At 70.3% G+C, this 18,229-nt stretch carries 14 protein-coding genes; 6 read left to right on the top strand and 8 right to left on the bottom strand.

Going from position 1 to position 18,229, the window contains the following annotated elements; translation table 11 throughout:
- Positions 1–8 precede the first annotated feature (8 nt).
- The 5 genes from ftsH to Pla133_RS17500 all read right to left on the bottom strand — a co-directional run bounded on the left by ftsH (position 9) and on the right by Pla133_RS17500 (position 8,072).
- The gene (gene ftsH / locus Pla133_RS17520; RefSeq protein WP_419191669.1) at positions 9–2,399 is read right to left on the bottom strand and encodes an ATP-dependent zinc metalloprotease FtsH; all 2,391 of its coding nucleotides are present in this window, start codon (positions 2,397–2,399) and stop codon (positions 9–11) included.
- Positions 2,400–2,668: 269 nt separating this feature from the next.
- Positions 2,669–3,241: a hypothetical protein gene (locus Pla133_RS17515; protein ID WP_145067594.1), complete on the bottom strand. Its 573-nt coding sequence runs from the start codon at positions 3,239–3,241 to the stop codon at positions 2,669–2,671.
- Positions 3,238–4,449 carry a hypothetical protein gene (locus tag Pla133_RS17510; RefSeq protein ID WP_145067592.1) on the bottom strand — a complete coding sequence of 404 codons (1,212 nt, stop codon included), beginning with the start codon at positions 4,447–4,449 and terminating at the stop codon, positions 3,238–3,240. The genes Pla133_RS17515 and Pla133_RS17510 overlap by 4 nt, the downstream gene beginning before the upstream one ends.
- Positions 4,415–5,266, bottom strand: coding sequence for a DNA repair protein RecO (recO, locus tag Pla133_RS17505; RefSeq protein ID WP_145067590.1), 852 nt, complete (start codon positions 5,264–5,266; stop codon positions 4,415–4,417). The genes Pla133_RS17510 and recO overlap by 35 nt, the downstream gene beginning before the upstream one ends.
- Before the next feature lie 172 nt (positions 5,267–5,438).
- Positions 5,439–8,072 carry a S8 family serine peptidase gene (locus Pla133_RS17500; protein ID WP_419191668.1) on the bottom strand — a complete coding sequence of 878 codons (2,634 nt, stop codon included), beginning with the start codon at positions 8,070–8,072 and terminating at the stop codon, positions 5,439–5,441.
- Between the two features lie 386 nt (positions 8,073–8,458).
- Between Pla133_RS17500 and Pla133_RS17495 the strand changes: the two genes are divergently transcribed.
- A complete protein-coding gene (locus Pla133_RS17495; RefSeq protein WP_145067586.1) occupies positions 8,459–9,190 on the top strand; it encodes an ion transporter in 732 nt (243 codons plus the stop codon).
- Here Pla133_RS17495 and xylB read toward each other — a convergent pair.
- The 3 genes from xylB to Pla133_RS17480 form a co-directional block, all read right to left on the bottom strand.
- A complete protein-coding gene (gene xylB, locus Pla133_RS17490) occupies positions 9,182–10,693 on the bottom strand; it encodes a xylulokinase (RefSeq protein ID WP_145067584.1) in 1,512 nt (503 codons plus the stop codon). The two genes, Pla133_RS17495 and xylB, sit on opposite strands and share 9 nt — an antisense overlap.
- 1 nt (position 10,694) lies before the next feature.
- The gene (gene xylA, locus Pla133_RS17485) at positions 10,695–11,867 is read right to left on the bottom strand and encodes a xylose isomerase (RefSeq protein ID WP_145067582.1); all 1,173 of its coding nucleotides are present in this window, start codon (positions 11,865–11,867) and stop codon (positions 10,695–10,697) included.
- Between the two features lie 71 nt (positions 11,868–11,938).
- Entirely contained in the window at positions 11,939–12,952 is a 1,014-nt protein-coding gene (locus Pla133_RS17480) for an endonuclease/exonuclease/phosphatase family protein (RefSeq protein ID WP_145067580.1), read from the bottom strand.
- A gap of 297 nt (positions 12,953–13,249) precedes the next feature.
- Between Pla133_RS17480 and Pla133_RS17475 the strand changes: the two genes are divergently transcribed.
- From Pla133_RS17475 to tnpB, 5 genes are all read left to right on the top strand, one after another.
- The gene (locus Pla133_RS17475) at positions 13,250–14,992 is read left to right on the top strand and encodes an ArnT family glycosyltransferase (protein ID WP_419191667.1); all 1,743 of its coding nucleotides are present in this window, start codon (positions 13,250–13,252) and stop codon (positions 14,990–14,992) included.
- Positions 14,993–15,154: 162 nt separating this feature from the next.
- Positions 15,155–15,652 carry an IS66 family transposase gene (locus tag Pla133_RS17470; RefSeq protein ID WP_419191666.1) on the top strand — a complete coding sequence of 166 codons (498 nt, stop codon included), beginning with the start codon at positions 15,155–15,157 and terminating at the stop codon, positions 15,650–15,652.
- Between the two features lie 214 nt (positions 15,653–15,866).
- Positions 15,867–17,138, top strand: a complete 1,272-nt coding sequence (locus Pla133_RS17465) for a formylglycine-generating enzyme family protein (protein WP_419191665.1) — start codon at positions 15,867–15,869, stop codon at positions 17,136–17,138.
- A gap of 378 nt (positions 17,139–17,516) precedes the next feature.
- Complete coding sequence (locus Pla133_RS17460; protein WP_145067572.1) at positions 17,517–17,840, top strand: hypothetical protein; 324 nt, start codon at positions 17,517–17,519, stop codon at positions 17,838–17,840.
- Positions 17,834–18,211, top strand: coding sequence for an IS66 family insertion sequence element accessory protein TnpB (gene tnpB, locus Pla133_RS17455; protein WP_145066462.1), 378 nt, complete (start codon positions 17,834–17,836; stop codon positions 18,209–18,211). The genes Pla133_RS17460 and tnpB overlap by 7 nt, the downstream gene beginning before the upstream one ends.
- Positions 18,212–18,229: the final 18 nt, after the last annotated feature.

Here is an 18,229-nt window from a genome sequence, read left to right as displayed (position 1 = left end):
GCTCTCGATCAGGCGGGCGAAAGGCCGGGCGTTCCGGTCATCTCACCGCCACGCTCGCCCTCGTCGCGGGCCTTCTCGGGGGTCGGCGTGGACGGCTGGGCCGCCTTGCCGGTGTCGATGGGCTCGGGCTCGGGCTCCGGACGCAGGTTGTCGACGGAGACACCCTCGACCAGTTGAATCACCTCGCGACCCGAGATGGTCTCGAAGCGCAACAGCGCCTGGGCCAGAGCGTGCATCGCTCCGGCGTTGGCGCGGATCGCCGCCTCGGCCTCGGCGTAGGCCGCATCGAGGATCGCACGCACCTCGTGGTCGATCTCCCGGGCGGTCTCCTCGGAGTGGTTCTTGCCGCGACCCAACTCGGTGCCGAGGAAGTCGGAGCCCTGGCGGTCGGCGTAGTTGATCGGCCCGATGGCGTCGCTCATGCCGAGCTCGGTGACCATCGCCCGCGCCAGCTCCGTGGCGCGACGGATGTCGTCCGAGGCCCCCGCGGAGATGTCCCCGCAGAACTCGGCCTCGGCGATGCGACCGCCGAAGAGCATCGCCAGCTGGGCCCGCAGACGCTTGCGCTGGGTGTGGTAGCTCTCCTTCTCGGGCAGGATCATCGTCGCACCCAGGGCGCGCCCGCGCGGGACGATGGTGACCTTGTGGGGCGGGTCGGTGTCCTCGAGCACGGAGGCGACCACGGCGTGGCCGGCCTCGTGGTAGGCGGTGACCTTGCGGTCTTCCTCTTCCATGGTGCGCGAGATCTTCTGCCGGCCGTAGCGGACCTTGTCGCGGGCCTCCTCGAGGTCCTCGAGGCTGACCTGCTCGCGCTTGTCGAGCACCGCCATGATCGCGGCCTCGTTGACGATCGCCGCCAGATCGGCGCCGGAGTAGCCGGGTGTGGAGCGCGCCAACACGCCGACCGAGACGTCCTGCTCGTGCTGCACCTTCTTGAGGTGCACCTCGAGGATCGCGAAGCGTCCCTCGTAGTCGGGCAGGTCGATCGTCACTTCGCGGTCGAAGCGGCCCGGGCGCAGGAGCGCCGGATCGAGCACGTCCGGCCGGTTGGTGGCCGCGACGATGATCAGGCCCTCGTCCGTGGCGAATCCGTCCATCTCGACCAGGATCGCGTTCAGCGTCTGCTCACGCTCGTCGTGGCCGCCGCCCATGCCGCTGCCCCGGCGACGACCGACCGCGTCGATCTCGTCCAGGAAGATGATGCAGGGGCTGTTCTCGCGGGCCTGCTTGAACAGGTCGCGCACGCGGCTGGCGCCGACGCCGACGAACATCTCGACGAAGTCCGAACCGCTGATCGAGAAGAAGGGCACCTCGGCCTCGCCCGCGATGGCCTTGGCCAGCAGCGTCTTGCCGCAGCCGGGGGGGCCGTTGAGCAGCACCCCGCGCGGGATGCGCCCGCCGATGCGTTGGAAGCGCCCCGGGTTCTTCAGGAACTCGACGATCTCGCGCACCTCCGACTTGGCCTCCTCGGCGCCGGCCACGTCGTCGAAGGTGATGTTGGTGCGGTTCTCCTTCGTGTACATCTGGGCGCGGCTGCGCCCGAAGTTCATCACGCCGCCGGCGCCCCCTTGGGAGCGGAGCTGGCGCATGAAGAACAGCAGGAAGAAGAGGATCAGCAGCCAAGGGCCGATCATCAGCAGGAAGGTCCCGACCCAGGTCGAGGCGTCCGAGAAGGTCGTGCCCTTGTCCTTGGTCAGCTCGAGGTTCAGGCGCTCGAGGGGGGTGCCCCCGGCGGTGACCACGCCCAAGAGCGAGCCCAGGTCGTCCTCGTCGTCGAGCCGCACGTCGAGCCAGACGTGTCCGGACTCCTTCGGCAGCGGGAAGTCGGGCTGGGCCAGGCCCTGCCAGGAGTCCGCGGACTTGGCCACGACCTCCACGAACAGGCGGTCGGCCGGGCGCTGGTGAACGATGTCCTCGGTCTGCTCGGTCTCGAGCCGCTCACCCGGCCGACGGGGCGGCAGCTGGGGCTCGTGGAACTCGCTGAAGGTCGTGATCGAGGTGCCGCGGGTGACGGTGTAGTAGCCGCCGGCCAGGCCCTGGCGCAGTCCATCGGGATCCACCGACTGGTACTTGCGGGCCTTGACCTCGCGGAACTCGTCCTCGCGGGAGGCGGCGTCCGCGAACTCGACCCGGAAGAGCTTCGGATCCGGGTCGGAGGGGCGCTGGAACTCGCCCTCGATGACGGTCGAGCCCTCGGAAGTCCCGCGGAACTCCTGGGAGGCGACCGTGCCGCTGTGGAGCTGGTAGAGGTACTCGTCCTGGCTGAGCACCTCCGGCTGGTTCACGCTCCCGCCGCCGACGACCACCAGGACGATGATCAGGACGAACAGGAAGACCAGGAACGGGCCGTAGCGCGACTGGCGGCCCTTGTCGGGCTCGGTGCTCTTCTCTTGGCTCATGGTGGAGGGGCGTGCCCCGTCGGTCGATCGTCGCACACGGCGTCAGACTTGGGCCCATCGCCGCCTCAGGGGCGCCCTCAGGGCTACAGGGGTCCCCGATACGGGTCATTTGGGCCCGGGGGACTCAGAAGCCTGTGAGAGGCGCCGACGGGGATGGGCGCCGTCTTCGATCGACGCCACGGATCTTCGCAGGTCCGGGCCCAGGAATCACCCCCGCTGGGATGACCCCGTGCCGCGGGCCGACGTGGGAGGACCCCGGGGACGCTCGACTAGTCGGACGAAGGTGATGTGGGCTCGGGGCCGGACTGGCCCGACGAAGCCTCATCCTCGTAGGACGGCGGCGCGAACAGATCCAGGATCAGGCCCTCCGCCAGGTTGCGAATCACCCGCGAACGCGACTCGGGCAACTCGGGGGCGCGCAGGGGGCTGGTGGCCTCGGGCACGAGGAAACCCGCCTCGATGGACCGGTCCGAGCGGCCCAGCAGCTCGCCGCTGCGGCGATCGCGCAGCTCGAAGCTGACCAGGATCTCGGTCCCGGTCTCGAGCAGCACGTTGTCCTGGCTGCGGATGCCGGCGCGGCCACGCACCTCGTCGACGCGACCGCTGATGACCAGATCGGCCCGGTCGGCGGCGGCCGGCTCCAAGGACAGTCGCTCGAGGGCGGCCTCCGAGAGGGCGAGCCCGAGGTCGACCTCGATGTCGCGGACCCAAGAATCGTTGCCCGGAAAGGCGACGCCGAGGGTTCGCGCCCCGTCGGGGGTCGGCAGGCCCGCCCGCCAGCCACAAGCGGTCAGGGCCAGGCTGGCGATGGCGGCCAAGAGGAGGGTGATCGGCTGTCTCACGGTTCGAGGTCCGGATTCTCCGTGGCGAGGGCTTCGCTCTCGGCCTCGGCCGGGGCCGGCAGGTTGCGCTCGGCCAGCTCGGCGTCGGCCCAGGCGATCAGTTCCTCGGCCTGGGTGGTGTAGTCCTGGGCGCCGACCTCGCGCGATAGGCCCAGGGCCCGCAGGGCGTGCAACCTCGCGCCGTAGGGCTCGTCGACGCGGCGGTAGAAGCGCGACACGATCAGGTCGTTGTGGACCAGGCGCCCGAGGCAGTCGGCCAGGTCGTCCTGGACCTGCGCCAACATCGACGGGTCGATCCCGCTCTGGGCGTAGCGCGCCAACCACTGCTCCAGCTCCCGCCGGGCGCGCTTGAGGCTGTTGCGGTCGTAGTCGTCGCGCAGGTGCAGGCCCAGGCGTAGCCGCGGAATGGTGGCCTCGGCCCGCGGCGCCTCGGAGTTCTTGGGGTGGTAGAGCAGCAGGTCCTCGTAGCGCGCGATGGCGAGCTCGGTCGAGCCGTTCTTCTCGTAGATGTTCGCCAGGGTCGCGTAGGCGTCGCCGCAGGCGGGGTGCGAGGGATGGTTGAGCACCAGGTACTCGAGGATCTGCGGTGCGTAGCCCGACTTCTTGAAGAAGAACAGGGTGCGCTTCTTCGAGGTCGACAGGCGGATGCCGGCCTCGTAGATGATGTCGCCGGCCTCGGAGCGCAGGTGGTGACCGGGGGACTGCTTCTCGAAGCGTCGCACCGCCATGAAGGCCTCATTGGGCTCGTCCTCGCCCAACAGGGCCCGCGCCTCGCCGATGACCAGGATCGCCTTCGCGCGGCGCGACAGTTCGCGGTCGTCGAAGGCGTCGAAGATGTCGGAGTCGTCCGTGACCGCCGCGGCGGTCTCCAGGGAGACCTCCAAGAGGCCCTCGACCACGTCCCGGTCGTCCGGGCTCAGGACCTGGGAGCGGCGCAGGGCGGCGGCGCGCCGCGCGGCGGCCCAGGCGGCGCCGTTTTGGAGGTCGGAGCCGATGGCGTCGATCTGGGGCTGGACCAGGTCCTGGTCGAGGTTGCCGGTCGGCCGCGGCAGGTCGCTGCTGCTGCCCTTGATGCGGCCCGGACCGGCGCAACTGGCCAGCATGAACAGACCCACGACGGCCCACAGGGCGGCGGACGGGAGGGTCTTCGCGGGGCGCGGGCAGCCGGCCCGGTCAAGACGGGGGGAGATCGTGGGAACGCTCGGCATGGTCGTCAGCGGTCGGCGCGGCGAGGGCGCCCGACCGGCGCCTGGGGCGGGGGAGTCGGCGCCTGGCCTTGGGCCTGCGTTCGAGGTGGTACTCGAGGAAGCGCTCCACGAAGTCTCGCACGGCGGCCCGTAACGACTCCAGCCCCCGGTCGCGGAGAGCGTCCGCGCCCTCGCGTCCCATCAGCGCCGCGGCGACCAGGACCTGGGCCGGAAGCAGGCCCACCCGCGCGCCCTCGGCCCGCGCCGCCAGCGCGCAGTGGCGGCAGAGGCGCCCGCCGCGCTCGGCGGAGAAGGCGGTCTTCTCGCGCGGATCGTGGGGCACCGGCGCCGGTCGCCCGCAGGCGGCACAGGCCTCGAGGGCCGGAGCCAGCCCCTGGGAGGCGAGGAAGCGCAGGTCGAACACGATCAACTCGAGGTCCGCCCGGACGGGGGCCGCGTCGAGGCGATCGAGGGTCGACTCGAGCAGGTCGTAGAGCTCGTGGTCCCGCGCGCCGGCGCGGCCCCCGAACTGGCCGGCCTCCAGGGCGGCGAGCCCGGCGCGGTAGGCCTCCAGGTCGCGGGGGATGGATCGGCGCAGGACGCGTCGGTCACCGGACACGAGCAGGGCCAGATCGCTCGAGCGCCGCGGCCGCCACTCCAACTCGAGGGTGTCGAACAGGTCGAGCACCGCGAAGAACCGCGAAGTCGGCCGGTAGGCCCCGCGCGCCAGCAGCGAGACCAGGCCGTGGTCGCGGGTCAGGACCTGGACCACCAGCGAGGTCTCGCCGTAGGGCGAGCGCTTCAGGAGCAGCGCGCGGCTCGAGGTCGAGACAGCCATCCGCGCGGACTCTACCCCCCGCGGGCCTCCGTCCAAGCGCTCGAACCGACCCGCCCCCGCTGGGCGCGATGGACCCGGCCCCTTGAACGAGCTCGGCCCGAATCGCGCGGGGCGATCCGGGCCGGCTGGTGGCTGGCCGCCGAGGCGGGCAACCTCGATCCGTGCGCTGCGATCAGTGCACGTGGATCGCGTAGTACACCGTCTGGTTCTTCAACCACGGGACGCTGTAGGCGTGGATGCGAATGTCGCGGTTGCCCGAGGACGCGTTGTTGACCTTGACCCGCTCGAACACCGACGGCACCGAGAGGCTCGAGTCGGAGGTCGTCCCGTCGGGGCGCTGGATGTAGACGTCCATGTCGCGGTGGGTCCAGCCGGGCTTCTCGGCCCACCAGATGGCCACCTCGACCGTGTCGGCGGTCGAGGGCACGTTGATCGTGACGTAGGCGTTGTCACCGTTGGAGAGGGTCCGCGAGCCGGTGTAGAGGGTCCCGTTCAGCGGCAGGGCGAAGCGACCCACGCCTTCGGTGTTGTTGAAGGGCGTGTCCCACTCCCTGGTGCCGCCCACCAGCAAGCCGGCGTAGACCTTGCCGGCGGCGACCTCGGTCAGGGCGCCCAGACCGAACCAGTCGGCGAAGATCGACGCGGCTCCGGCGGCGTAGGGCGTGGCGCCCGAAGTCCCGCCGAAGTTGTTGATCGTCGTCGAGCTGATGTTCGAGGCCGTGTCCGTGTTGGTCGGCGCTTGCAGGTCGGGCTTGTAGCGGTCGTCGCCGGTCGGACCCTGGCTGACGTAGCTCTCGTTCACGAGCGAGTCCACGTCGTAGGCGCCCACGCCGATCGCCTTGTGGGCATTGGCCGGCGAAGCCACGGTACCCAGGCCGGGCCCGTAGTTGCCGTTGGCCGCGATCACGCAGCAGCCGGCCTCGAAGGCATCGTCCGCTGCATCGGCGATCGAGCCGGTCTCGCTCTGGGTCGACTGGATCTCGCACACGATCACCTTGTCGCCCCAGTAGACCGCCTCGTCGAAGCCGCGCAGCACGGCCGTCGTGTTGAGGCCCGCCGAGTTGTAGACCTTCCAGGAGTCGACCCAACCGGCGGTGACGCCGCGGCTGTCGTTGCCCAGGTCGGAGTTGCCGGTCAGGATCGCCGCGGTGGAGGTGCCGTGGTCCCAGAAGTCGTCGTCGGGGTCGTAACTGGCGTTGCCCGTGTCGGCGCAACTGGAGTTGCCATAGACGCAGTCCTCCTCGAAGTAGATGTGGTCGGGGCCGGTGAACAGGGTGTGGCTGGAGCGGATGCCCGAGTCGAGCAGGGCGGTGTAGTTGACACCCGTGGCGCCGCCGTTGAAGTAGGCGTCGGTGTCGATCAGGTCGCGGCCGTCGGCCACGCTGTCGGGCGGCGTCGACTCGTCCTCCAGCACGCGCTCGACGTGGAGCACGTCGTCGGACTGGTTCAGGAACTGCAACAGGCCCTTGGGCGCGCGCACCAGCATCGAACCGCAGAGGGCGTAGTGCTCGAGCACCTGGGCGCCGAACTGGCCTTGAATGGTTTGGACCAGCTCCGCGGCGGCGTTGCGCCGGGCCCGGCGCACACCCTCGAACATGGCGGCACGCAGCTCGAAGGCGGCCATGTTGTCGGGACCGAAGCGCTCCAGCTCGGCGGTCAAGTCGGGCAGCCGCGGCATCGGCACCTGGTGGCGGTACTTGACCACGTAGTCGATCTGCTGGCCCTGCTCGAGGGCTTGCTCGAGCTGTTGCAACTTCGGATCGACCTTGGGCGCCGGCGCGGGCCCCTGGCCCAGGGCTTCCATCAGCCCGTTGGCGGGGTTCGTGCCGCCCTTGTTCGGGTCGACCGGGACGTCCAGCTCCACCGGAGCACCCTGGGGGTAGTCCTTGCGCTGGTAGCTGGTGAGCACGCCGTTCTCGATCGTGAGCACTTCGTCGTGGTCGATCTCGACCACCGGCGAGACCAGGATCGGCTCGACGACCATGAGCGGCTTGACCGCGGTGTGAGCGTTGTCGGACTCGTCGGACTCGGCGACCTTCCCGTCGGGGTCGATGACGGCGGTGAAGAAGTTGGGGTTGTTCGAGGGCTCGAAGAGGTTCCAGCCCACCGAGAGGTTCAGCACCAGCGACGTCCCCGCCGGAAGGGCGGGCACGTCGCCGCTGACGCACTTGCCCGCCGCGTTGCAGACCTCGACGGTGGTCGGGGCGCTGGGTGCTCCGCCTTCGTTGCGGACCACCACGTGCAGCACCGTGCTCTCGCCCGGGGCGATCACGTGGTCGGATGTGCTGACCGAGCGCAGGGTCAGGTTCGGCTGGGCGGTCCCCCCGAGGGTGATCGCCAGGGCTTCGCTGAGGTACTGGTCCGATCCCGCCGGGTCGAACATCAGCGCCTGGGCGTAGACCTTGAAGCCGGCCAGGGCCGGGTTGCCGGGGACCGCGAACGGGTACACCGCCGCGTCGCCGCCGACCATCGGCAGGGGGCCGGAGCTGGCCAGGATGTTGCCGCCCAGGCCGATCAACAGGGCGCCCGCCGTGTCGCCGGGACCGAAGCCCGGCAGGCTCACGCCGCAGGGCAGGGCCAGGGGCGCGCCCGACAGCAGGATCGACGCCACCGACCCGGGCGGCAGGGAGCCCGCCGCGTCGAGGGCGGTCAGCTCGAAGCTCTGGCCCACGGCCGGAGCTCCGGCGGTGACCTTCAGGGAACCGGCCGGGTTGGTGCCGCAGCCGTAGGGGGTGACCTGTCCGCTCTGGGCCAGGGCCGGCGCACCCAGCGCCAGGGCCGCGGCCACGATGTTCTTTGCTCTCATCACGCTTCTCGATTCGCTCGTGCTCTGGAATGGACTGTAGGCCCGCGGTGGGGCCGATGCCTTCCGGAGAGACCCGTCGGGGACGGGCGCACGGGTGAAACGCGAAGTTTCGGATCGGGCTGTGCGGAGCCGGCGGCCGCGGAGTCGGGCACCGGGAGGTGGAGGCTTCATCGGGCGCGCCTCCGACCTGACCCCTCGGCTCGGAGGTCGACACGGGGCTGGCGGCCGGTCCGCGGATCACCGTCGAAGGGGCGCGACTCGCCCGCCCGATCTTCACCGTCGACCGCAGCCGGCGCGAACGCCAGGATCATCGCGCCCTTCGCCCGCGCGGCTCCCGGCTCGCTGCGCCGGACCACGAAGCATCCCAGCGTGACTCAGGAGCAGACGTGACCCCGAACCGCACCTCGCGCCTCGCGCACCTCGTCGAGCACAACGAGACCGGCGCCGGTCGGATCTTCGACCTCGTGATCCAGGCGCTGATCCTGATCTCGCTGGTGACCTTCTCGATCGAGACCCTGCCCGACCTCACGCCTCGCGCCCAGCGGATCCTGGACTGGATCGAAGCGGGCTCGGTGGCCGTCTTCACCTTCGAGTACGCCCTGCGCCTGGCAGTCGCGAAGCCCCGGCTGCGCTTCGCGACGAGCTTCTACGGCGTGATCGACCTGCTCGCGATCCTGCCCTTCTACCTGTCGCTGGGCGTGGACATGCGCTCGCTGCGGGCCCTGCGCCTGTTCCGCCTCCTGCGGGCCTTCAAGCTGCTGCGCTACAGCCGGGCGCTCAAGCGCATGCACCGGGCCTTCGCCATCGCGCGCGAGGAGCTGGTCCTGTTCCTGTTCGCCGCGGCGATCCTGATCTACTTCGCCGCGGTTGGGATCTACTACTTCGAGAACCCGGTCCAGCCCGAGGTGTTCGCCTCGGTCTTCGACGGCCTGTGGTGGGCCGTCGCGACCCTGACCACGGTCGGCTACGGCGACGTCTACCCCGTCACCGCCGGCGGGCGGCTCTTCGCCGTGATCGTGCTGATGCTCGGCCTGGGCGTGGTCGCGGTGCCCACGGGCCTCGTGTCCAGCGCCCTGGGACAGGCGCGCGACGAGGAGGTGGAGGCCAGATCACGCTGACGGGGACCCGGGTGGCGCGTTGACCTCGAGCACCCGAGCCCTGAAGGCCACGCCCAGCTCGCGGTAGCGCGCGACCGAGGCCGGCGCGGGCTCGGTCGTTGCGTCGGCGACGCGCACCAGGGCGCTGGCCAGGGCGTCGACGCCATTCGGCGCAGTGCCCGATCGGTCGTTCGAACACCCCGCCTGGATCGCAGCGCCGAGGGCGGCGGATTCGGGCTCGGCCAGGGCCGTGACCGGCGCGTCGAGCACGTCGGCGAGGATCTGGCGCCACAGGGGCGAGTTCGCGCCGCCGCCGACGAGCCGCACGGTGTCGACGGGCACGCCGAGGGCGCGCATGCGCTCGACGCCCCAGGCCAGGTTGAGGCTCGTGCCTTCGAGGGCGGCACGGAACAACACGCCGGGGCGCAGGGAGCCCGGGCGCAGGCCGAGCAGACTTCCCCTGGCGTGGGGCAGGTCGGGCACGCGCTCGCCCGCGAGGTAGGGCAGGAAGGTGACCCCGTCGCAGCCGATCGGGACGCGCTCGGCTTCTCGAGTGATCCGAGCCAGGCCCTCGGCGCCGTCGTAGCCGAACGCGGTGCGCACCTCTTCGGTGACGCCGGTCGCGTTCATCACGCACAAGAGCGGCAGCCAGCCGCCGGTCGAGTCGCAGAAGGGCGCGATCAGGCCCTCGGGGTCGACGATCGGCTCGGTCGCGTGGGTGAACACGGTGCCGGAGGTCCCCAGGCTCGCGACGACGATGCCGGGCCGCGTGGCGCCACTGCCGATGGCGCTCATCATGTTGTCGCCGCCGCCCGCGGACACGGGCACGCCGGGCTCCAAGCCGAAGGTCCGCGCGCCGCGCCGATCGACCTCGCCGGCCAGGTCGGAGGGGCCGATCAAGGGCGGGAGCAGATCGGCGATGGAGGATCGCGACTCGCACAGCTCGCCCAACGCCTCCAGGGCCTGCGACGCGAAGCGGCGCTCGCGCGGATCGAACAGCCCGGTCCCCGAAGCGTCGCCGGCCTCCATGGTCATGCGTCCGGTGAGCTGGAAGTTGATCCAGTCGTGGGGGAGCAGCACGTGGGCCAGGCGCGCGAAGTGCTCGGGCTCGTGGCGAGCGAGCCACAGGATCTTCGAGGCCGTGTAGCCCACCGGGAGGTGGTGCCCGAAGCGCTCGGACAGCTCGCGCGCCTCGACCGTGGTCGCGGTGTCGCACCACAGCTTCGCCGGCCGGATCACCTCGCCCCGCGCGTCGAGCGGCACGAAGCCGTGCTGCTGTCCAGACACGCCGATGCCCACGATGCGCCCCGGATCCACGCTCTCGAGCAGCCTGGCCACGACGACCTGGGTCGCCTTCAGCCAGGTGTCGGGATGTTGCTCGGCCGCGCCGGGCGCCAAGCCCTCGATCAAGCCGTAGGACGCACTCGCGCGCACCAGGACCTCGCCGCTGGCGAGGTTCAGGACCAAGCCCTTGGTGCCTTGGGTGCCGACGTCGATTCCGATCGTGAGGCCCTGGCCCCCCACGTCAGCGCACGCCCATCAGGTGCTCGCACATGAGCTGGTCGAGCCGCTCGTAGCCCAGACCGCGGCGCGCGAGGCCCGCGGGATCGAGCTCGAGCCCGCGCAGGGCCGCCGCGTTCTCGCTCGAGTAGCTGCGCGTGAGTGCCTGGACGCCCTCGTCCCGCGCTTCCGCGATCAACTCCCGCACCTGCGGGTCCGCGTCGAAGGCCCGGGCCTTGGCGCGCAGGATGTTGTAGGTCCGCATGCAGCCCCGCGCGAAGTCCCACACGCCGGCCTCGTCCTCGGTGCGGTAGGCGTGGGCGTCGAAGTGGCGCGGGCCCTCGTAGCGCTCGCCGCCCAGGGTCCCCTCGAGCAGGCGCACCAACAGGAAGGCCTGCTTCAGGTCCTCGGAGCCGAAGCGCAGGTCCTGGTCGTAGCGCCCGATGCGCTGGCCGTTGAGGTCGATGTGGAACAGCTTGCCGGCCTCCATGGCCTGGGCCACCCCGTGCACGAAGGACAAACCCGACATGGTCTCGTGGGCGACCTCGGGGTTCACGCCGACCATCTGCTTGTGATCGAGGGTCTCGATGAAGTGCAGCATGTGGCCGGTGGTGGCGAAGTAGATGTCGCCCCGCGGCTCATTCGGCTTGGCCTCCAGGGCGAAGCGCAGGTCGTAGCCCTGATCGCGCACGTACTCGCACAGGAAGTTCATCGCTTCCCGCGTGCGCTTGATGCCCTCGCGCGGATCGCGGCAGGCGTCGGCCTCGGTGCCCTCGCGCCCGCCCCAGAAGACGTAGGTCGAAGCGCCCAGCTCCACGCCCAGGTCGATCGCGTCCATGGTCTTGCGGATCGCGAAGGCGCGCACCTTGGGGTCGTTGGCCGAGAAGGCGCCGTCCTTGAAGACCGGGTGGCCGAACAGGTTCGTGGTCGCCATGGGCACGACCATCCCGTGGTCCTCGAGGGCCGCCTTGAAGTCGGCGACGATGCGGTCGCGCTCTGCGGCCGAGGCCCCGAAGGGCACCAGGTCGTTGTCGTGCAGGTTGACCCCGTAGGCCCCGCACTCCGCCAGCTTGGCGACGATGTGGGTCGGCGCCATGGGCTCGCGCACGGCCTCGCCGAACGGGTCGCGGCCAGGGTTGCCGACGGTCCACAGGCCGAAGGTGAACTGGTCGGAGGGGCGCGGGTCGAAGTCGTCCATGGGGAGATGGTAGGGCCGACGGGTGGCGGTGGGGCACGCCCGAGCGGCTGAGCTCCGATCGTGGACTCGGCTCAGTCCTGCGAGCTCGGTCCGGACGCGCGCTCGGTGCCCAGCACAAGGTCGACCATCACGTAGGGGTGGTCGGAACGATCGGGGTCCGAGTCGTCCACCCGCCACGCGACGACCTGGACCGCGTCGGCGGCGACCAGCACGTGGTCGATCAGGTCGATGTCGAGGGCATCGCTCCAACCGCCGGCGTCGACCTCGCCGCCCTGGGCCGAGGCGATGGCGTGGGTGTCGCGGATCGGCGGCGCGCAGACGATCGCGAAGCGCTCCGCGTCGGTGCAGGTGTTGAAGTCGCCGGTGGCGATCACCGGCGCGCGGGCCGAGAGGGCGGTCACGACCTCGTGGAAGATCGGCGCGGAGGCGTCCTTGTTGGGGCGATTCGGGTCGAAGTGGGTGTTGACGAAGATCAGCTCGGCGCCGCTGTCGCGCTCGCGCAACAGGACCCAGTTCACGTAGCGCGGCAGGCCTACGGTCCAGCCCGCCGAGAGGGGCAGGCCCTGGTTGCGGCCGAGCCAGACGACCCCGGACTCGAGCAGCTCGAAGCGCGAGGCGCGGAACAGGATCGCGGCGTCCCCGTAGGCCTGGCCGAAGATGCGGGGCACGACGAGCTCGTAGTCGCCGGTGGTGGGGACCACCGCTTCGAGGTCCCGGTCGGTGACGAGCTCCTGCAGACCGATCAGGTCGGCTGCGAGCCCGCCCAGGTAGCCGGCGGTGGAGGCGGAGCGCTCGTCCCAGTTCGCCTCGCAGTAGAAGCACTCCACATTCGCGCTGACCACGCGCAGAGCCAGGGAGGCAGGCGACGGCGCGAGGGTCGCGGCGCTCTGGGGCCGCGCCTGCACCTCGCTCGAGCCGACGATCCGCAAGAGGTGCTGCGGCAGGTTGAAGTACCACGCGCCGGCGAAGGCGACGAGCGCCGCGAGGGCGAGGGCGACCCCTCGCAGCAGCCGCTTGATCAGCCGCGGGAGGGGAGAGGCTTGCGACGGATCCGCCTGGGGGCCCGCGTCTATCGGCTGAGTCAAGGTATGGCTCGTGGCGGTTTGAATCGCGACCTCAGCGTGGCCCGGCGGGTGCGGTTCCAGGCGCGCGTCGGTGTCGTGGTCGGGGTTGGGCGGCCGGGAGTCTAGCAACTGCGCCCGCGGCGACTCGCGCCGGCGCAGCGGGCGCGTTCGGGAATGTGAACCCGCTGGGGCCGGACGACGGACGTCCGCGCTCGGTGTTCCCAGGGGCGGGGGGGCAGTGGCACACGGGATTCGATCGGCTCCGCCGATTCCACGCGGTGCCTCCGGCACGAGTCCTCCCTGGCTATGCTCCCCGCGATGATCTGGAGCGTGGCACTCGCGAGCCTCGTGGCTCTCGCCTTCGCCGTGGCGCTCGGACGACTCGCCCAGCGGCGTCTGGCGGTCGATTCCGATGCGTCGCAGGTTTCGGGGCGCCCTGTCGCGCGGACTCTGACCTTCCTGTTGCTCCTCGCCGGCGCGACCCTGCCCTGCCTCTACGGCTGGTCGCTGCTCGACCGCGACGAGGGCTACTACGCGGAGTCGGCGCGCTCCATGCTCGAGCGCCACGACCTGTTCGTGCCCGTCGTCGCGGGCGAGGCCTGGCTCGAGAAGCCGCCGCTCACCTTCTGGGCGATGATGGCGTCGATCGGCAGCCTGGGTCGCACCGAGTTCGCCGCCAGGCTGCCCGCGGCCCTGTTCGGCCTGCTCGCGATCGGACTCACCGTGGCCCTGGCGCGGCGGATGGTGAGCGCGCGCGCGGCGTGGCTCGCGGGCTTCGCCCTGGCGACGAGCCTGCTGCCCGCCCTCGCCATGCGGATCGCCCTGCTCGACGCGTCCCTCTTGGCCTGCGTCGTGCTCGCCATGACCGGCCTGTGGGAGTCGATCGACGGGCGCGAGCGGCGCGGCTGGTGGCTCTTCGCCCTGGGAACCGGGCTCGGCGTGATCGCCAAGGGACCGCTCGGCGCCGCCCTGCCGATCTTCGCGCTCGTGGGCTACGTGGTCGCCTCCCGCGACTTCGGACTCTTGCGACGCATGCGGCCCCTGGCCAGCGCGGCCCTGGCCCTGGCGGTGGTCGCCCTGTGGGCCGTGCCGGCGACGATCCAGACCGACGGCGCGTACCTGCACGAGCTGGTGTGGGTGCGCACGATCCAACCGATCTTCTCGCCGCTCCAGGGCCACGGCGGCGGGAACACCCTGGCCTACCTGGCGCTCTTGCCGGTCTACCTGCCGATCGTCTGGCTCGGCCTCGGCGTCTGGGCGCCGTTCCTCGTGCCGGCCCTGCGCGCGCGGGGCCAGGACGAGCGTGCGCGACGTCGTCGGCAGTTCCTCTTGGGCTGGGTGGTCTCGATGCTGGTGGCCTTCAGCCTGGTCTCGACCAAGCTGGCGCACTACGTGCTGCCCTTCTTCCCGGCCCTCGCGATCCTGATCGGCGTTTGGATCGACGGAGCCCTCGAGCGAGGCGAACGCCTGTGGACCGGCTGGCGGTCGAACTACCTGCTCGGCGGAGGCCTCTTCTCCGCGGCCGTGATCATCGCCGGCCCGTCCCTCCTTGGAGCGCCCATCGCCACCTGGGCCTTCCTCGCCCCGGGCGCGGTCGCGGCCCTCGGCGCCTTCCTCGTCCACCGCGCGGCCCGCGCCGGCCGCGACGTGCCGGCCCTGGCGGGCGCAGGGACTCTGGTCCTCGCGACACTGGCCCTGCTCACGCCCTTCGCTCTAGGCCGACTCGACGCCGGCAAGTCGCCCCAAGCGATCGCCGAGCTGCTGCGCGAGCGCTACGCCGACCGGCTGGACAGCTTGCAGATCGGCCTGTCCGACTACAGCCAGTTCGCGCTGCTCTACTACCTCGACTCGCCCAACACGTCGAAGGTCCAAGCCACGCAGATCACCGCTTTCTTCGACGGCCCCGACCCCGCGGTCGTCGTCATCCCGCGCAGAACGCTGGACGAAGCTCTCGAGACGACGACCCTGCCCGAGGGCGCCGAGGTGCTCTGGGAACGCAGGTGCTGGATCGAGGACAAGAACCGCTGGCGCGAGGTCGTGGTCCTGGGCAACGGGCGCTGAGCAGCGGGCACGGCTCGAGCCGGGCACCGCCTGATGTCCCCCCACGCTTGTTGGCCCAGCGCAGGGCCGAGATCGTAGAGGTGTGCGTGCCGTAGCATCTGCGGCGGAACGCTCCCCTTCAGCACGCGAAGGGTGCCAAGGCCAGCTTCACCAAGACGACCCTTGACCCTCAGGGGAGCCGAGCAGAGCGACGAACTTCGGCTCGAGGTGCGCCGGAAGCACACCGTGCCCCTGCTCGACGAGCTGTTCGCGTGGATGGCGCTGAAGGAGGGCGAGGTCCTCCCGGCTGGCCCGATGGCAACTGTGCTGAGGTGCAGCTTGAAGCTCGGGGCCGCCCTGCGAGTCTACGCCAGCGACGGGTGCCTGGAGATCGACAACAACCGCGCAGAGCGCGGAATGCGACCCGTCGCCGTGGGGAGGAAGAACTGGATGTTCTTCCCGGCCGAGGGCGGCGGAGAGACCGCCGAGGTGATGCTGAGCCTGGTGATGACCACCAGGGCGATCGGGCTGAACGTGCAGAGCCTCCTGCGCGACGTGCTGCTGCGCATCGGCCGGGAGCCCGACGTATCGAAGCTGACCCCGCTCGGCCCGAAGGTGCACTTCGCAGCGGAGGTCGAAGTGGCGCGCCGGGCCGCGATGGCCTACTTCGCCGGGCTCTGAGCCTAGCTCTCGCGTGACACACTGCAGCGTACGCCTACTCTCGACGCTGGGCCGCCGATGCAGCATGCGGGCTTCAAGGGACGGTTACCCCCGCAAGGGCGAGCCAGACCAGGCAGCCTGTAAACCTGCAGTTCATGGTTGCATGGGATTGGGGGTGCTACTGTCGCCCCCGGCTGAACGGCCCTCGGCTTCCCTTCCGCGGAGCGATTTCCCGATGACTCGACCATTCCCCGCCCTCGGCCGCGCCGCGGCCTTTGGGTTCGTGTCTTGCGCCCTGGCCACAACCCAAGCGGCCGCATTCCAGGTGATGCCCTACGGCGCAGGTCTCAACCCGCCGGGCAGTTTGGTGGTGACCTCAGGGCTCCCCGTGGTGGGGGAGAGCTTCAGCGTCGGGGTGTCGAACACCGCTTCGGCCAGCGCGCCCGCGTCCATCGCGTTCCTGAGCCTCGCTACCGCGCCCGATCCGGCGTTCCCCGCGGGCACGGTCCTGCCGGGCTTCGGGCTCGCCTTCCCGGGGGCGCTCGGGGAAGTGCTGCTCAGCCTCGCTGCTCCCGACCCGTTCACGACCTTGGGTCCCGTCGCTTGGGACGGAGGCGCGGCCGCGCCGGCCAGCTTCGACCTCGCAGTACCGCTCGATCCCGCCCTTTCGGGACTGACGATCTACTTGCAGGGATCGCTGCTGCAGTCGGTCGGATTTCCGTCGCTGGGTCTGACCAACGGCCTGGCGGTCACGTTGTCCGAGCCGAGCTTCTCAGGGCTGGTGCCGATTCCGGCGGGCACGTTCCAGATGGGGTCGAATGCGGCGGGCGGGGCACCCTACTACGGATCGAGCACCGAGCAGCCCGTCCACCAAGTCACGATCAGCCAGCCGTACTGGATGGGCCGGTACGAGGTGACCCAGGCGGAGTACCAAGGGTTGATGGGTACCAACCCTTCGGGCTACCTGGGCGCTGACAAGCCGGTGGAAACTGTGATCTGGTTCAACGCGGTGGCGTACTGCGACGCCTTGAATGCCCAACAGACTGCCCTTGGCAAGGTGCCTGCGGGCTACCAGTATCGCTTGCCCACGGAGGCGGAGTGGGAGTACGGCTGCCGCGCGGGGACGACGACGGAGTTCCACTACGGGCCTGCGCTCTTTTGCAACCAAGCGAGGTTTTCTTACTCCGACCACTCGTCGCCGCCCGCGAGTTGCCAGAACCCCCTCGGCACCGTGCCGGTGGGCAGCTACGCGCCGAACGCCTGGGGCCTTTACGACATGCACGGCAACGTGTGGGAGTGGTGCATGGACGGCTTCAGCAGCTACACGGCCTCGGCCAAGACGGACCCTTACGTCTCTGGCGGCCTCTACCGGGTCCTCCGGGGCGGCAGCTGGGCCTTCAACTCGACCTACTGCCGCTCCGCGGACCGGTACTACGTCGATCCCGGCCTCGTCCACAACAACTACTACGGCTTCCGGGTTGTGCTCGCCCCAGTTCTCGTGCCCTAGCCGGGTCGGAGGCGCTGGAGCCAGGGGCGGGCGAGCAGGGGTTTGGCCGTTTCCTTAGTGGCTTCCGATTCGGCTCCCCGAGCGCCATGCAGCTCCAGGTGTCTTGATGCTCCAACCGCTCTGGGAGGAGTTTACTGTGGGTGCGCATCATGACTGGATCAAGAGGAAGGCGAAATGCGACTTTGTGTGCAGCGTCGGAGACGAGTGCTGGAGCATTTGCGCGAAGGGGTTGGGCCTGGGCAATCTGGCGGGACATTTGCTCGAAGAGTGGAAAGGCAATGGGGCCGAGGATGCATGTGAGTACGTGTCCGGTGAGCCCATCTTGCGCGTCCGTGGGGAGACGGGAGGCTGCGCGGGATGAACCCCAACTCGAACTCCGTGCCCCGTTCAGTCCCGGCCGAGGAGGCACTCGCGCTGCTGAAGGAGCACTCCAGGTCCGATGTCAGCTTGGCCGCGTTCGCCCGCTCCAAGGGAGTGAAGCCCTGGAGCCTCTACAACGCTCGGGCGGCCGAACGTCGCCGGGCAATGCGTCCTCGACCGGAGCCCTTCTTCGAGCTTCGGCTCGAGGAGCCGGCCCCAACGGAGGGCGCCGACGCAACCCTGATCGAGCTCGTGCTGCCCTCTGGTCTGTCGCTGCGCGTGCGGCGTGACTTCGACGAGGTTGCGCTTCGTCGCCTGCTCGGCGTGCTCGGGTCATGCTGAGCTTTCCGCCCTCACCGCAGGTGCGGATCTTCGTGTGTCGCACGCCGGTGGACATGAGAAAGAGCTTTGACGGGCTCAGCGGAGCGGTGATCGACGTCGTGGACCAGGACCCGCAATCGGGGCACCTGTTCCTCTTCTTCAACAAGCGCCGCTCGATGATGAAGGCGCTGGTCTGGGAGGCTTCAGGCTATTGGGTGCTCTCGAAGCGACTCGAGGGTGGTCGCTTCCAGGTCTTCGATCGTGCATCGGGCAACGCGACGAGCTACGAGCTCGCGAGCCATGAGCTTGCGCTGGTGCTCGACGGCATCGATCTTCGCGGCGCCCGGCGGGTGATGCAAAGAGCGGAGGTGAAGGAGCTAATCGGCGCTTGACCGCGAGACTCGCTGGGC

This window comes from Engelhardtia mirabilis (assembly GCF_007748095.1).
Lineage (GTDB): Bacteria > Planctomycetota > UBA1135 > UBA1135.
The sequence above is the reverse complement of the archived record's forward strand: the minus strand, read 5'-3'. Positions and strand labels throughout refer to the sequence as shown.